We start from the raw sequence: 13,326 nt of genomic DNA on the forward strand, positions 1-13,326 counted from the left end.
ATTAGTTGGCTTCTTCATTCAGAGACTTGCTCATCGACAGGCCGGTCAGCACAATGCCGGAGCCTGCACTCTGGGAGGTCAGGGTGCTGTAGTTGTGTTCCATCCATTTTTTGATGCGTTTGGCATCGCCAATTCGGGTCAATTTACCAACGGAGTCCAGCAACACCATGATGAGCGGTTCACCCGCAATGGTTGCCTGCATTACCAGGCAGCGGCCTGCTTCACTGATATACCCTGTTTTGGAGAGGCCAATTTCCCAGCTGCTGTTGGAGCTGTCACGCACCAAGGCATTGGTATTGTGAAAGTGTATCGGCTGGCGTCTGCTATTCACATATAAGTCGTAGTCAGACGTCGTCGTAATCTGGCGTATTAATGGGTACTGATACGCGGCGTGAACCATCTTGGCCAAGTCCATGGCGGTTGAGACATTGTTGCTGGTCAGGCCGGTGGAGTCTTCAAAATGCGTATTCATCATGCCCAGGCTGGCTGCTTTGGCGTTCATTTCCTGGATAAAACGGGCCTTACCACCTGGATAGTGCGTTGCCAGCGCAGAAGCTGCACGGTTTTCGGAAGCAATCAAAGCCAGGTTCAACAGGTCGGCACGTGTCATGGTGGTGCCGACTGGCAGGCGTGAAGAAGTGCCTTTCAGGTAGTCAACGTCCATTTCAGTAATGGACACTTCTTCATTTAGATTAAGTTTTGCGTCCAGCACCACCATGGCAGTCATGAGTTTGGTGACGGAGGCAATCGGCGTCGGCGTATCGAGGTTTTTGGAGTAAATGATCTCGTGCGTGTTCTGGTTCATGACCAGCGCCTTGGTGGAGGCGATGGACAAATTGCCATTGTTGAGCGATTTGCCCTGGAACGAATCAAACATCTCGGCATCGACCGTCGGTCGCGCCGCTTTTCTGGCATGCGAGTGTAATTTCACCGGGCGCATCCCTTTGGTTTTTTCAGGGTTAACGCTGTACTGCGAAGAAACGCGCGCGCTGTATTTTTTACTTTTGCTCGCAGAAACGGTTTGTTTCTTGGAGGATGATTTGGCAATGGCTTGACCCGCAGGTGCAAAAGCAATTGAACACATTAGTAAAACTTTAAAACAGTGCTTGTAAAAACTCATAATCAACCTTCCTGAAACCCGCCTCATTATTGCCCAGTAATTATTCAGCGTCAATCACTTATCGCAATTTTTTCGTGTGAAAAGTTAAGCAATTTGCTTGCCTGTCTGAATAAGTTTTGGCGCGTTGTGCAGACTATGGCACAATAATTATCTACTAAACTTTTGATTTTTAAATTCTATGTCAGCAGGCTTGAAATACTTCTTTTCCAAAGACCACACCTGGGCAGCGCAAGGCGAAGATGGATTATGGCTGGTTGGGATTACTGACTACGCCCAAAATATGCTGGGGGATGTGGTGTTTGTCGACCCGCCCAAAGTGGGGCAGTCTGTTGAGCAAGGGGCTGTGTGCGGCCTGATTGAGTCAGTCAAGACCGGTTCTGATCTCTATGCGCCCTTGACCGGGGTTGTGGACGCCGTCAATGAACAGGCATTGTCTTCACCTGAGCGCATTAATGATCATCCTTATGACACGTGGTTGTTCAAGCTGGCAGCGGCTGCCAGTGGTGCAGAAGGGCTGCTTGACCAATCAGCTTATGAATCACAGCTTTAGTGGCTGATGGTTTAGCTGGGGGTTGCTTAGTCCGCCTGTTTTATCCTGAGCGGGCGCTTGGTGGCTGCCAATTCGGCTGGCGTGAGGGCTGCTACTTTCACTGTGTCGGCTTTTTGATCTAGCGATAACATGGTGTGATGGATGTTCAAATCGCGGCTGGCTAAGCTCAGAAAAAATAGTGCGATCAGGCTAAGGGGTATTTTAAGTGACAGTGATTGCATGGCGGGTTCCTTAAAGTCTTTTTAATTCAAATACATCGCGCTGCTTTTTATGATTTGTAACGCGAATCGGGTATAATTTGTCTTTGTTCAGTTTTTAAGCAAGTTATCTTTCGGTTGACGTTCAAAATGCCTATCTACGATTTTCAATGTACCGCCTGTGGTTACCAGCAAGAGTTGATGCGTAAGGTCTCTGCGCCTGCAGTGGAGGCTTGTCCGCAATGCCAGCAGCAAACCTTTAGCAAGCAAGTGTCGGCGCCCAATTTTCAGCTGACCGGCAGTGGCTGGTATGCCACCGATTTCAAAAATAACCAGTCAGCCAAGAGCAGCTCTACGTCTGAATCTGCCAGTGCCGGAGACGCTGCCAAGTGCTCACCGGGTTGCGCCTGCCACTAAAAAGACAAGCATGAAAAAATACTTTATTACAGGGTTGTTGGTACTGGTTCCATTGTTCATTACGGTGTGGGTGCTAAAAACTTTAGTGCAAACGCTGGACCAGAGTCTGCTGTTGTTGCCCGCCGCCTGGCGGCCAGAAGCCTGGCTGGGTGTGGATATTCCAGGCTTTGGCGTGATTCTGACCGTGGGCATTATTTTGGCGACCGGTCTGGTAGCGACTAATATTTTTGGTCAGCAACTGATTGTGTTATGGGAAGGTTTGCTGGTCCGCGTGCCTGTGGTCAAGTCTATTTATTCCAGCGTCAAGCAAGTATCAGATACCTTGTTTTCTGACTCCGGTAACGCATTCCGCCAGGCATTGTTGATTCAGTACCCACGGCAGGGCGTCTGGACCATCGCCTTTTTAACCGGTACACCGGGTGGCGATGTGAGTAAGCACTTGCAGGGAGAATATGTCAGTGTGTATGTGCCGACCACGCCTAATCCGACCTCAGGATTCTTTTTGATGCTGCCCAGGGCGGATGTGATTGAGCTGGATATGAGCGTAGATCAGGCCTTGAAATACATCATCAGCATGGGTACAGTGGCGCCCTTGCCTAAACAACATTAACCGCAACACCACTTTAACTTTATAAAATTATTATGATGCGTACACATTACTGCGGTCACTTGAACCGCGAACATATTGGACAAACCGTGACCCTGTGTGGCTGGGCTCACCGTCGTCGCGACCACGGGGGGGTGATTTTTATTGATTTGCGGGACCGCGAAGGTCTGGCGCAAATCGTGATTGACCCGGATACCAAAGACGCATTTGCCATCGCAGAAACCGTACGTAATGAATTTGTGTTGCGTGTGGTCTGTAAAGTGCGTGCCCGTCCTGAAGGCACCGTGAATCCCAATCTGCCAACGGGTGAAGTGGAGATGCTGGCGACAGAGATCGAAGTGCTGAATGCTTCATTGACACCGCCGTTCATGCTGGATGACGACAATCTGACCGAGACCGTTCGTCTGGAGCATCGCTATATCGATCTGCGCCGCCCGGCCATGCAGAAAAACCTCATGTTGCGTTACAAAGTGGCGAAAAACCTGCGTGACTACCTCGATGAAAATGGCTTTATCGAAGTAGAAACGCCGATGCTGACCCGTTCGACGCCAGAAGGCGCGCGTGATTACCTGGTGCCTTCACGCGTACACCACGGCATGTTCTTTGCACTGCCACAGTCACCACAATTGTTCAAACAGTTGCTGATGGTGTCCGGTTTTGACCGTTACTTCCAGATCACCAAATGTTTCCGTGACGAAGACCTGCGCGCAGACCGTCAGCCAGAATTTACCCAGGTGGATATTGAAACTTCTTTCCTGGAAGAAAACGACATCATGGACATCGTCGAAGAGATGATTCGTCGCATGATGAAAAAGGTGCAGGACATCGACCTGCCCGCCAAATTCCCGCGCATGCCCTTCTCTGAGGCCATGAACAAATACGGTTCTGACAAGCCTGATATGCGCGTGACACTGGAAATCACTGAGCTCACCGATGTGATGAAGGATGTGGATTTTAAAGTGTTTGCCGGTGCTGCCAATATGGCCGGTGGCCGCGTGGCTGCGATTCGCGTGCCTAACGGTGCGGCCATCAGCCGCTCTGAGATTGATGCCTATACCGAATTCGTCAAAATTTATGGCGCCAAAGGGCTGGCTTATATCAAGATCAACGACATTACCAAACTGAACGAAGAAGGTCTGCAAAGCCCGATTGTGAAGAACATTCACGTCAATGCCTTGCAAGCCGTGCTTGAGCGCACGGGTGCGCAAAACGGGGACATCGTATTCTTTGGCGCCGATAAAGCCAAGATCGTCAATGAAGCCCTGGGTGCGCTACGCACCAAGGTTGGCCATGAAAAAGGCCATGTCGATGGTCGTCAGTGGGCGCCATTGTGGGTGGTGGATTTCCCGATGTTTGAGCACGACGAAGATGCAGACCGTTGGGTCGCCTTGCATCACCCGTTTACTGCACCAAAAGATGGTCATGAAGACCTGTTGGTCAGCAATCCAGGCGCTTGCTTGTCTAAAGCGTATGACATGGTGCTCAACGGTTGGGAAGTGGGTGGTGGTTCCGTGCGTATCCACAAGCAAGAGGTGCAGTCCAAGGTGTTTGATGCATTGAAGATCAGCAAGGAAGAAGCGCAAGAGAAATTTGGCTTCTTGCTGGATGCACTGCAATACGGTGCGCCACCGCATGGCGGCTTGGCATTTGGTCTGGATCGTTTGGTTACCCTGATGGCTGGCGCTGAATCTATCCGTGATGTGATTGCCTTCCCGAAAACCCAGCGTGCACAATGTCTGATGACCAATGCGCCTAACGAGGTGGACGAGAAGCAATTGCGTGAATTGCATATTCGCGTACGTCAGCAAAACGCTGCTGGCAGCTAACATGCGGGCGACTTGCCACGAGATTGTTGCAGGTCTCTGTTTTGTGATCAACGCGCCCAGACGGGCGCGTTTTTTATTGGATGTTTAGAGTATGTTGTCACTGATACGCACGATTCCCGATTACCCAAAACCCGGCATTCAGTTTCGGGATATCACGCCTTTGTTGCAGGATAAGCACGGGTTTGCAGCGGTGCTGGATGCGCTGGCAGCACATTGTTCCCAGATGCCGGTAGATAAGGTGGTCGCCGTGGAGGCGCGGGGGTTTATTATTGGCGCAGCATTGGCTGCACGCCTGGGAGCAGGCTTTGTGCCGGTGCGCAAACCGGGCAAATTGCCAGCGCAGACCATCAAGCAGTCTTACAGTCTCGAATATGGCACCGATACACTGGAGCTTCATGCCGATGCGATTCAGGCAAATGAGCGCATTTTGCTGGTGGATGATCTGATCGCTACCGGTGGCACCGCACTGGCCGCGGTCGCGTTGATTCGGCAGCTGGGCGGGCTGGTAACGCAGGCTGCTTTTATCATTGATCTGCCCGATTTGGGCGGGATGCAACATTTAGCCAATGCTGGCGTCCAAGGCTTTGCCTTGTATCAATTTGAGGGCGATTAAGTTTTGTACTATAGTGGCCGACTTGCATGCCACTTAACACACGGGACCTCACAGGATTACTATGCCACTGACCGAAATCAATCATGTCAATTTTCGCTCTGACCGCGAAACCATGCACAAACTGCGCGATTTTTATTGCGAGGTGCTTGGGCTGACGGTGGGCAAGCGGGTGGCGAGTACCACCTATGGCTATTGGCTGTATATCGGGGATAACGATGTGATTCATCTGGCCGAGTACAAAACGGCAGAAGCGCCGCAGTTGCATGTGCATGGCACCTATGACCATGTTTCATTCACCTGCACAGACATGCCTGCCATGGAGGTGCACTTGCAGGCGCACGGCATCACTTACACCACGCGCATCTTGGCCAATGGGGTTCGCCAGATCAACTTGCGGGATCCGGCCGGTAATGGCGTAGAGCTGAATTTTGAAGAGTACCGTGACCCGGCGTATGTGATGCGGCCATCTGGCGACCCGAGCAAAATGTGAGTGGCAATGTGATGCGTATCACATATTGTATTTGTCAAAGCATAAGAAAATCCTTTTCATGCAATCTAAGATAAAAATGGAAGATGGGGAATCGTATGAAAAAAACATGGATGATGGTCGTGGGGTTGTTGGCTTTCTGTGCGGCAAGTGTGGTGCATGCAGAGGCGGATCCCAAGTTATGGTCAGTAGTGAAAGAGGCTTTTTTCCCCAAGCGGGAGATTCAGGAAGTTGACTTCCTGAAAGTGGAGGGGCCACGCCGCGCCGAGAGCGGCGCACAGGTGCCCGTCACTTTCATTTACGACAAGGCGGCGGCCAACGGCATCCAGTTAAAGAAACTGTATGTGATCGTCGATGCCAACCCGATACAATTGGCGTCCACTTATCATTTGACCGACAGCTTGAACGGCTTTCAGATGGCGACCCGTATCCGTCAGGAAACCGATTCTTATGTGCGCCTGATTGGCGAAACTGCAGATGGCAAGCTGTATATGGGTAAGCGTGAGATTCGTGCGGCGGGCGGCTGTGGCGGTACCGTCGATAATAATGAATCCGAAGTGCGGGCGGCGGCGGGCAAGATCAAAATGAGTGTGGATGCGCCAAAATTTGGTGAGCCCGCCACGGCCACGTTTAACATCAAACATGTGATGCGAACCGGCTTGCAGCGCGATCTGGTTTCACAAGGCTATGTGCCTGCGTTTTATATTAACAAAACCACCTTTACCTACAACGGCAAGGAGTTGATGACGGTCGATGTCGGTGTGGGCACCAGTGAAGATCCTTACATGAAGTTCAGTTTTATCCCCGATGCGCCGGGCAAGCTCGAAGTGGTCGCCACGGATAATGAAGGCAAAACGTTTAGCCAAAGCCTGGATGTCCATAGTTAGTCGTGATGCATGCATAAAAAGGTCTCTCAGGAGGCCTTTTTTATTTGCGCTGCGTGGGCGCGTTTGGCCTGCTCACCGTCAATGTTAAAATAACATTATTTGGGGAAAGGGAAAGCATGAAAAGTTTTCGTAAAGAGCTGTGGTTTAACATTCCGGCACGCATGGATTTCAAGAATATCACCAGTGACGTGGTTGCGTGTGTGCGTGAAAGTGGCGTGCAAGAAGGCCTGGTGCTGATTAACGCCATGCATATTTCTGCCAGCGTGTTTATCAACGACGATGAGCGCGGCCTGCACCATGATTACAAAATATGGCTGGAAAAGTTGGCGCCCCACGAGCCGGTGAGTGGCTATCGCCATAACGATACTGGTGAGGATAATGCAGATGCGCATATCAAGCGCCAGATCATGGGTCGCGAAGTGGTGGTGGCGATTACTGAAGGCAAGCTGGATTTCGGCCCATGGGAACAGATTTTTTACGGTGAGTTTGATGGCCGCCGTAACAAGCGTGTACTGGTGAAAATTATCGGCGAATAAATGGCATTCGCTGCAAGTGATTGACCTATAAGCTTTTTTAATGGACTAAATTGAAATGAAATCCCCTGAATTGTTAGCGCCCGCCGGTGATCTTGATCGCATGCGTACGGCGTTTGATTATGGCGCCGACGCGGTGTATGCCGGACAGCCGCGCTATAGCTTGCGCGTGCGTGAAAATGATTTTTCAATGCAAAACTTGGCAATTGGCATTCAGGAGGCGCATGCACGCGGCAAAAAGTTTTTTGTCGCCAGCAATATTTCACCGCATAACGCCAAAGTGAAAACCTATATGCGCGACATGGCGCCGGTGATTGACATGCAGCCCGACGCATTGATTATGGCCGACCCTGGCCTGATCATGATGGTACGCGAGCAATGGCCGGACATGCCTGTCCATCTGTCGGTGCAGGCCAATGCGGTCAATTACGCTTCGGTTAAGTTCTGGCAGCGAATGGGCCTGACACGGGTGATTTTGTCACGTGAGTTATCGCTGGACGAGATTGCCGAAATCCGCCAGGAATGCCCGGATATGGAGCTTGAGGTGTTTATTCACGGTGCCTTGTGTATCGCTTATTCCGGCCGTTGCCTGCTGTCAGGCTATTTCAATTCGCGCGATCCCAATCAGGGGACCTGTACTAACAGTTGCCGCTGGGATTATAAGGTGCATGATGCCCAGCCCGATGCCGCAGGCGTGATCCGTTTAAAAGAGTTTGATTTTCAGGCCGAGCTGGAACAATCCAATCTGTCTTCCTGTGGCTCATTACCGCGCCATCCGGCGGCAGACCAGGTTTACCTGATCGAGGAAAAAGGCCGTCCTGGCGAGCTTTTGCCTATCATGGAAGACGAACACGGCACCTATATCATGAATAGCAAGGACTTGCGGGCGATTGAGCACGTGGAGAAGCTAATTGCCATTGGCGTCGATTCGCTCAAGATTGAAGGACGTACCAAGTCGCGCTACTACGTGGCGCGTACCAGCCAGAATTACCGCCAGGCGATTGATGATGCCGTGGCTGGGCGTCCGTTTGACTGGCGTTTGCTGGGCGAGTTGGAGAACCTGGCCAACCGGGGCTACACCGATGGTTTTTACCAGCGTCACCATACCGCCGAGCACCAAAATTACGTCCAGGGGCACTCGAGTGCCAATCGCAGCCAGTATGTCGGCGATGTGGTGGCCTATGATGCAGAGCAGGGACTGGCTTCCATTCAGGCGCGTAACAAATTTGCCGTAGGCGACAAATTGCAACTGATACACCCCAGTGGTAACCGCGACATTGTGGTGGAGCAGCTTTTTGATAAGCGGGGCGAAGCCGTGCAGCAGGCTGCTGGCAGCGGGCATTTTGTCAAACTGCCGATTGCCGCATCTGCCCTGGATAATGCCATGGTTGCCAAATATCTGTAAGTGCGAATCAAACTAGGCAATCAAAAAAGGGGAGTCAGCTCCCCTTTTTTGTTGTCTGCTGAAATGCATCAGCTATGAATATAGCTTTCCAGCTGCTTGATCAGTGATTGCTGGTAGTCTATCGTCTCTTTGAGAATATCCCCGATCGAAAGCATGCCTAGCAGTTTGCCATGATCGACCACGGGCAAGTGGCGGATACGCTTTTCCAGCATGGTGTTCATGGCCGACTCGACCAGGTCACCCGGTTTGCCTGTGATGACTTTTTCTGTCATCACTTCACTGACTTGCGTGGTTTTGGATGAGCGGCCTTTCAGGATAATCTCGCGCGCATAATCGCGTTCCGAGAAGATTCCCACCAGTTCGCCGTCTTTGATCACAGCCAGTGCACCAATCTGGTATTCCGCCAGAATCACCAGTGCGTCAAACACCGGTCGGTTGGGCGCAATACTAATGATGCCTTGATGTGTTTTATGAGTGAGTACTTGCTGAAGCGTCTTCATGACTTCCTCCTTTCATAGGGCACGAGCGTCTAAATATACACCGATGTGTCGTGGAGTAAAACCTCAGATTTTTATTGACATAATTAGCTGGCTAACTATAATGTGGCTAATTATGTTACAGCTTAGAGATCTTCCTAGCCCAGAAGTCCTGCAACGGTTTGCCCAGCGCTATCCGGAAGCCGATGTCACGGCCATTGCCAGCTTCTTGATGTTGCTGCGTGTGGCCACCGATTTGTCAGTGGCGCTGGATGCCTGCCTGAGTAAACACGATTTGTTACAGGGGCGCTGGTGGGTGTTGATTTTGTTGATGCGCGAAGTTGACCTGACTTCTACGCCCTCGGTGTTGGCAGAAAAGCTGGGGGTGACGCGCGCCACCATGACTGGGTTGTTGGATGGCCTGGAGCAAGGTGGCCTGGTCCAGCGTATCTTGGTGCCAGAAGACAGGCGCAGTGTCAAAGTGCGTCTGACTGAAGCCGGGCAAGCCCGGCTGGATGCCGTGATGCCGGATTATTACACGCGGCTGCGCCAGTCTATGCAAGGGTTAAACGAGCAGCAGCGCCAGGATTTGCAAGCGCTGTTAGGGGTGATAGACCAGGGCATTTCAGCCTGGGATTTTAAATAGTAATGTGTCTTTAATTCAGGAGTTTTGTATGACTAATGTTGATCACTTCATTGCGTTAAACCAGCAGTTTGATGCCGCCTTTAACAGCAAAAATCCACAGGCGATTACGGCCTTGTATGCAGAGCAGGCGATCGTGATGCCTGCGCCCGCTGGCCAGGTCGTGAAGGGCCGTCAGGCGGTGGCAGATTTTTTTGCTGGCCTGATTCAGGCTGGGGTCATTGAACATGCGCTGACGATGAACGAGGCGGTGGTCAGCGAAACGCTGGTCACTCAAACCGGACATTGGGCAGCAGCCATGATTGCTGAGGATGGCGTCAAGCAGCAGTTTGGCGGCAATGTACAAGTGGTGTTTCAAAAGCAGCCTGATGGGCAGTGGCTGGCAGTGACCCATATCTGGAACTAAATCAGCGGATAACGTCATGGATCAATTGGTTAAACAGCGTTCACAGGCACTGACAGCACTGCTGGTGCTGACGCTGATCTGGGGCTATAACTGGGTGGTGATGAAAAGCGCGTTGCAATATGCGGGGCCGTTCCAGTTTGCCGCCATGCGTACCTTTTTTGGCGCGCTGGTGTTGTTTTTGGTGCTGTATGTGACGCGGCGGCCAATGGGCTTGACCGAGTTTCCAACCATGCTGCTGCTCGGCATTTTGCAGAATGTGGGGTTTACCGGCGTGCTCATGTGGGCGCTGGTGCAAGGCGGCGCGGGCAAGACGGCGGTGCTGACTTATACCATGCCTTTCTGGACCTTGCTGTTTGCCTGGCCCATGCTCGGTGAGCGTATCCACGGCTGGCAATGGCTGGCGGTGATTTCGGCTGTGTTGGGCATGCTGTTTATTTTTGATCCTTTGCATTTGCGTGCAGACAGCTTCAGCATGCTGTTGGCTGTGTTGTCCGGCGTGTCGTGGGCGGTGTCTGCGATTATGACCAAGCAATTGCATAGACGTCATCCAACGCTAGACCTGATCAATCTGACTGCCTGGCCAATGTTGCTGGGTTCGCTGCCCATGGTGCTGATTGCCTTTCTGGTCCCTGCGCCGACTATGCAATGGTCGGGTTATCTGATCGGCGCGGTATTGTTTAATGTGGTGTTATGTGGCGCGTTGGCCTGGTTACTCTGGCTGTTTGCCTTGCAGCGGTTGCCCGCCGGGGTGGCCAGTATGGCCTCCATGCTGGCACCCGTGATTGGGGTGATTGCGGCCTGGATACAGTTGCATGAAGTGCCGGATGGCATGGAGATGATCGGCATGGCACTGATTTTGTTTTCGCTCAGCCTGGTTTCCATTCTGATGATGCGGCCTGCCTATCACGGTATCCCGCCGGCGAGTGCCAACGTTTAGCGGCATTTTTCGCTGTTCTCCCGGTTTTTTCATTGCGCAGGGCTTGCGTAAATCAGGCCCTGTTCTTATTTGTCTTGCCTATCTGCCTTCAATCAAGCCGCCGCCAAGCCTGCTTGCGCCTGTGGTAAAATCCGCCAGTTAAAACATTTCATCCCGTTGTTAAAAAATACAAGGAAGTTATATGGCTGGACATAGTAAATGGGCCAATATCCAACATCGTAAAGGTCGTCAGGATGCCAAGCGCGGCAAAATCTTCACCAAGCTGATTAAAGAGATCACGGTCTCTGCGCGCATGGGTGGCGGTGATACAGCCATGAACCCGCGTCTGCGTGCGGCCGTGGCAGCGGCCAAAGAAGAGAATATGCCTTCAGACAATATCACGCGTGCGATCAAAAAAGGCACGGGTGAGCTCGAGGGTGTTAACTACGAAGAAATTCGTTATGAAGGCTATGGCATTAATGGTGCAGCCATCATTATTGATTGTCTGACCGATAACCGTCAGCGTGCGGTGATGGATGTGCGCCATGCCCTAACCAAGCATGGTGGCAACCTCGGCACTGATGGTAGCGTGGCTTTTATGTTCAAGCACTGTGGTCAGCTGGTGTTTGAGCCTGGTGTGTCAGAAGATGCCGTCATGGAAGCGGCACTGGAAGCAGGTGCGGAAGATGTGATTGCCGATGAGGATGGCAGCATAGAAGTGATCACGGCCCCTGGCGATTTTGTGACGGTGAAAGAAGCGCTTGAGGCTGCGGGCCTGAAGGCGGTGATGGCGCAAGTGACCATGAAGCCGCTGAATGAAGTGGTGTTTACTGGCGATGATGCGGTCAAAATGCAAAAAATTCTCGACATGCTCGAAGACCTCGATGACGTGCAAGAGGTCTACACTTCTGCCGTGATTGAAGAAGATTAAATGGCGCGATTGGCGGTGCACGCCTTTCTGGCCAACCAGCTTGAACTGGGTGTCTTGACGTGAGTAGTCAGCGTATTTTGGGCATAGACCCCGGCCTGAGAATTACGGGTTTTGGCGTCATCGAGGCCGTGGATGGCAAATTGTCCTACGTGACCAGTGGCGTGATTAAAACCGCTTCAGCTAAAAAAACCGCAGAGGGCGAATCGGAAAAAGAGGCCTTGCCCGAGCGCCTGAAGGTTATTCTGGACGGCTTGTTTGAGGTGATTTCAACCTATCAGCCCACGCAAGTGGCGATTGAAAAAGTGTTTGTTAATGTCAACCCTCAGTCCACGCTATTGTTGGGTCAGGCGCGCGGCGCTGCCATTTCTGCGGCGGTGATCCGTCAACTGCCGGTGGCTGAATATACGGCGCTGCAAGTGAAACAATCGGTCGTGGGTAACGGCCATGCGCAAAAAGAGCAGGTGCAAGAGATGGTCAAGCGCCTGCTTAAATTACCAGCTACGCCTAGCCCGGACTCTGCGGATGCCTTGGCTTGCGCGATTTGTCATGCGCATGGCGGTCAGGGCTTAGGGGCTTTGGCGACGACCGGCTTCAGAGTTAGAAATGGAAGATTGATATGATCGCACGCCTGAATGGCCGCTTGCTGGAAAAGTCCCCACCCTTGATTGTGGTGGATTGCAATGGCGTGGGCTATGAAGTAGAGGTGCCGATGAGCACTTTTTATAATTTGCCCGATCTGGGGCAACCTGTGCAGATTTTGACGCATATGGTGGTGCGCGAGGATGCGCAACTGCTGTATGGCTTTGGCAGTGAGCAAGAGAAAAATACCTTCAAGCAGTTGTTGAAGGTGAATGGCATTGGTGCCAAGTCTGCGCTGGCGATTTTGAGTGGTGTCAGCGTGAATGATTTGATGCTCGCTGTCAGCCAGCAAGAAGTCGGCTTGCTGACGCGGATTCCCGGCATTGGCAAAAAAACGGCCGAGCGCCTGTTGCTGGAGCTTAAAGACAAGTTTGTAGTGACGGGGTCCACCTCGGCGCAACCGGCCGTCAAAGCGGCGACAGATGATATCCTCAATGCACTGGTGGCGCTTGGTTACCATGAGCGTGAGGCGGCTGCGACCCTGAAGTTGCTGGAGCCTGGCATTAGTGTGAGCGATGGTATCCGGCAGGCGCTCAAGTATCTGGCCAAGTAGTCCGGCCAGGCCGAGCGCGAGTCTGTAATAGTCATACGCTGCATGGTATGATGACAAAAATAACTGATTCAATCGCGGCATGAGGCCTTCATTGTTGAGTATTGCATTGCACTTCATCGC

General features: G+C 52.0%; 18 protein-coding genes. 15 read left to right on the forward strand and 3 right to left on the reverse strand.

The window, feature by feature from the left end; genetic code table 11:
- Position 1: 1 nt before the first annotated feature.
- Positions 2–1,084, reverse strand: coding sequence for a D-alanyl-D-alanine endopeptidase (pbpG, locus tag Q9292_RS06990; RefSeq protein WP_313986316.1), 1,083 nt, complete (start codon positions 1,082–1,084; stop codon positions 2–4).
- A gap of 214 nt (positions 1,085–1,298) precedes the next feature.
- On the opposite strand from pbpG, the gene Q9292_RS06995 reads away from it, so the two are divergent.
- Positions 1,299–1,670 (forward strand): glycine cleavage system protein GcvH, encoded by a 372-nt coding sequence (locus Q9292_RS06995; RefSeq protein ID WP_313986318.1) that lies wholly within the window; start codon positions 1,299–1,301, stop codon positions 1,668–1,670.
- Positions 1,671–1,696: 26 nt separating this feature from the next.
- Here Q9292_RS06995 and Q9292_RS07000 read toward each other — a convergent pair whose 3' ends face one another.
- Entirely contained in the window at positions 1,697–1,891 is a 195-nt protein-coding gene (locus tag Q9292_RS07000) for a hypothetical protein (RefSeq protein WP_194749812.1), read from the reverse strand.
- A 126-nt stretch (positions 1,892–2,017) separates the two neighbouring features.
- Between Q9292_RS07000 and Q9292_RS07005 the strand changes: the two genes are divergently transcribed.
- The 8 genes from Q9292_RS07005 (at position 2,018) to yegQ (ending at position 8,642) form a co-directional block, all read left to right on the forward strand.
- Complete coding sequence (locus tag Q9292_RS07005) at positions 2,018–2,284, forward strand: zinc ribbon domain-containing protein (RefSeq protein ID WP_313986321.1); 267 nt, start codon at positions 2,018–2,020, stop codon at positions 2,282–2,284.
- A gap of 10 nt (positions 2,285–2,294) precedes the next feature.
- Positions 2,295–2,894 (forward strand): DUF502 domain-containing protein, encoded by a 600-nt coding sequence (locus tag Q9292_RS07010; RefSeq protein ID WP_313986323.1) that lies wholly within the window; start codon positions 2,295–2,297, stop codon positions 2,892–2,894.
- Positions 2,895–2,926: 32 nt separating this feature from the next.
- Complete coding sequence (aspS, locus tag Q9292_RS07015; protein ID WP_194749815.1) at positions 2,927–4,717, forward strand: aspartate--tRNA ligase; 1,791 nt, start codon at positions 2,927–2,929, stop codon at positions 4,715–4,717.
- A gap of 91 nt (positions 4,718–4,808) precedes the next feature.
- Positions 4,809–5,330, forward strand: a complete 522-nt coding sequence (locus tag Q9292_RS07020; protein WP_313986325.1) for an adenine phosphoribosyltransferase — start codon at positions 4,809–4,811, stop codon at positions 5,328–5,330.
- A 61-nt stretch (positions 5,331–5,391) separates the two neighbouring features.
- Positions 5,392–5,820 (forward strand): VOC family protein, encoded by a 429-nt coding sequence (locus Q9292_RS07025; RefSeq protein ID WP_313986327.1) that lies wholly within the window; start codon positions 5,392–5,394, stop codon positions 5,818–5,820.
- A 95-nt stretch (positions 5,821–5,915) separates the two neighbouring features.
- Positions 5,916–6,704, forward strand: coding sequence for a quinoprotein dehydrogenase-associated SoxYZ-like carrier (locus Q9292_RS07030; protein ID WP_313986329.1), 789 nt, complete (start codon positions 5,916–5,918; stop codon positions 6,702–6,704).
- A 116-nt stretch (positions 6,705–6,820) separates the two neighbouring features.
- Entirely contained in the window at positions 6,821–7,240 is a 420-nt protein-coding gene (locus Q9292_RS07035) for a secondary thiamine-phosphate synthase enzyme YjbQ (protein ID WP_194749819.1), read from the forward strand.
- 55 nt (positions 7,241–7,295) lie between these two features.
- Positions 7,296–8,642: a tRNA 5-hydroxyuridine modification protein YegQ gene (gene yegQ / locus Q9292_RS07040; RefSeq protein ID WP_313986332.1), complete on the forward strand. Its 1,347-nt coding sequence runs from the start codon at positions 7,296–7,298 to the stop codon at positions 8,640–8,642.
- A gap of 68 nt (positions 8,643–8,710) precedes the next feature.
- Here the strand turns inward: yegQ and Q9292_RS07045 are convergent, their stop codons facing one another.
- On the reverse strand, positions 8,711–9,142 hold the full coding sequence (locus Q9292_RS07045; RefSeq protein ID WP_194749821.1) for a CBS domain-containing protein: 432 nt from the start codon (positions 9,140–9,142) through the stop codon (positions 8,711–8,713).
- Between the two features lie 112 nt (positions 9,143–9,254).
- On the opposite strand from Q9292_RS07045, the gene Q9292_RS07050 reads away from it, so the two are divergent.
- The 6 genes from Q9292_RS07050 to ruvA all read left to right on the forward strand — a co-directional run bounded on the left by Q9292_RS07050 (position 9,255) and on the right by ruvA (position 13,206).
- Positions 9,255–9,764 (forward strand): MarR family transcriptional regulator, encoded by a 510-nt coding sequence (locus Q9292_RS07050; RefSeq protein ID WP_313986334.1) that lies wholly within the window; start codon positions 9,255–9,257, stop codon positions 9,762–9,764.
- Positions 9,765–9,792: 28 nt separating this feature from the next.
- Positions 9,793–10,167 (forward strand): YybH family protein, encoded by a 375-nt coding sequence (locus Q9292_RS07055; RefSeq protein ID WP_313986336.1) that lies wholly within the window; start codon positions 9,793–9,795, stop codon positions 10,165–10,167.
- 16 nt (positions 10,168–10,183) lie between these two features.
- The gene (locus Q9292_RS07060; RefSeq protein ID WP_313986338.1) at positions 10,184–11,104 is read left to right on the forward strand and encodes a DMT family transporter; all 921 of its coding nucleotides are present in this window, start codon (positions 10,184–10,186) and stop codon (positions 11,102–11,104) included.
- A gap of 181 nt (positions 11,105–11,285) precedes the next feature.
- Entirely contained in the window at positions 11,286–12,014 is a 729-nt protein-coding gene (locus tag Q9292_RS07065) for a YebC/PmpR family DNA-binding transcriptional regulator (RefSeq protein WP_194749825.1), read from the forward strand.
- Between the two features lie 59 nt (positions 12,015–12,073).
- The gene (ruvC, locus tag Q9292_RS07070; RefSeq protein WP_194749826.1) at positions 12,074–12,634 is read left to right on the forward strand and encodes a crossover junction endodeoxyribonuclease RuvC; all 561 of its coding nucleotides are present in this window, start codon (positions 12,074–12,076) and stop codon (positions 12,632–12,634) included.
- Positions 12,631–13,206, forward strand: coding sequence for a Holliday junction branch migration protein RuvA (ruvA, locus tag Q9292_RS07075; protein WP_194749827.1), 576 nt, complete (start codon positions 12,631–12,633; stop codon positions 13,204–13,206). The genes ruvC and ruvA overlap by 4 nt, the downstream gene beginning before the upstream one ends.
- The last annotated feature ends 120 nt before the right edge of the window (positions 13,207–13,326 follow it).

This window comes from Methylophilus sp. VKM B-3414, assembly GCF_032248435.1.
GTDB lineage: Bacteria > Pseudomonadota > Gammaproteobacteria > Burkholderiales > Methylophilaceae > Methylophilus > Methylophilus glucosoxydans.

Bases quoted from the DNA above. Each gene is read 5' to 3' on its own strand.
- pbpG (WP_313986316.1), bottom strand. From the start codon at position 1,084: ATGTGTTCAATTGCTTTTGCACCTGCGGGTCAAGCCATTGCCAAATCA.
- Q9292_RS06995 (WP_313986318.1), top strand. From the start codon at position 1,299: ATGTCAGCAGGCTTGAAATACTTCTTTTCCAAAGACCACACCTGGGCA.
- Q9292_RS07000 (WP_194749812.1), bottom strand. From the start codon at position 1,891: ATGCAATCACTGTCACTTAAAATACCCCTTAGCCTGATCGCACTATTT.
- Q9292_RS07005 (WP_313986321.1), top strand. From the start codon at position 2,018: ATGCCTATCTACGATTTTCAATGTACCGCCTGTGGTTACCAGCAAGAG.
- Q9292_RS07010 (WP_313986323.1), top strand. From the start codon at position 2,295: ATGAAAAAATACTTTATTACAGGGTTGTTGGTACTGGTTCCATTGTTC.
- aspS (WP_194749815.1), top strand. From the start codon at position 2,927: ATGATGCGTACACATTACTGCGGTCACTTGAACCGCGAACATATTGGA.
- Q9292_RS07020 (WP_313986325.1), top strand. From the start codon at position 4,809: ATGTTGTCACTGATACGCACGATTCCCGATTACCCAAAACCCGGCATT.
- Q9292_RS07025 (WP_313986327.1), top strand. From the start codon at position 5,392: ATGCCACTGACCGAAATCAATCATGTCAATTTTCGCTCTGACCGCGAA.
- Q9292_RS07030 (WP_313986329.1), top strand. From the start codon at position 5,916: ATGAAAAAAACATGGATGATGGTCGTGGGGTTGTTGGCTTTCTGTGCG.
- Q9292_RS07035 (WP_194749819.1), top strand. From the start codon at position 6,821: ATGAAAAGTTTTCGTAAAGAGCTGTGGTTTAACATTCCGGCACGCATG.
- yegQ (WP_313986332.1), top strand. From the start codon at position 7,296: ATGAAATCCCCTGAATTGTTAGCGCCCGCCGGTGATCTTGATCGCATG.
- Q9292_RS07045 (WP_194749821.1), bottom strand. From the start codon at position 9,142: ATGAAGACGCTTCAGCAAGTACTCACTCATAAAACACATCAAGGCATC.
- Q9292_RS07050 (WP_313986334.1), top strand. From the start codon at position 9,255: ATGTTACAGCTTAGAGATCTTCCTAGCCCAGAAGTCCTGCAACGGTTT.
- Q9292_RS07055 (WP_313986336.1), top strand. From the start codon at position 9,793: ATGACTAATGTTGATCACTTCATTGCGTTAAACCAGCAGTTTGATGCC.
- Q9292_RS07060 (WP_313986338.1), top strand. From the start codon at position 10,184: ATGGATCAATTGGTTAAACAGCGTTCACAGGCACTGACAGCACTGCTG.
- Q9292_RS07065 (WP_194749825.1), top strand. From the start codon at position 11,286: ATGGCTGGACATAGTAAATGGGCCAATATCCAACATCGTAAAGGTCGT.
- ruvA (WP_194749827.1), top strand. From the start codon at position 12,631: ATGATCGCACGCCTGAATGGCCGCTTGCTGGAAAAGTCCCCACCCTTG.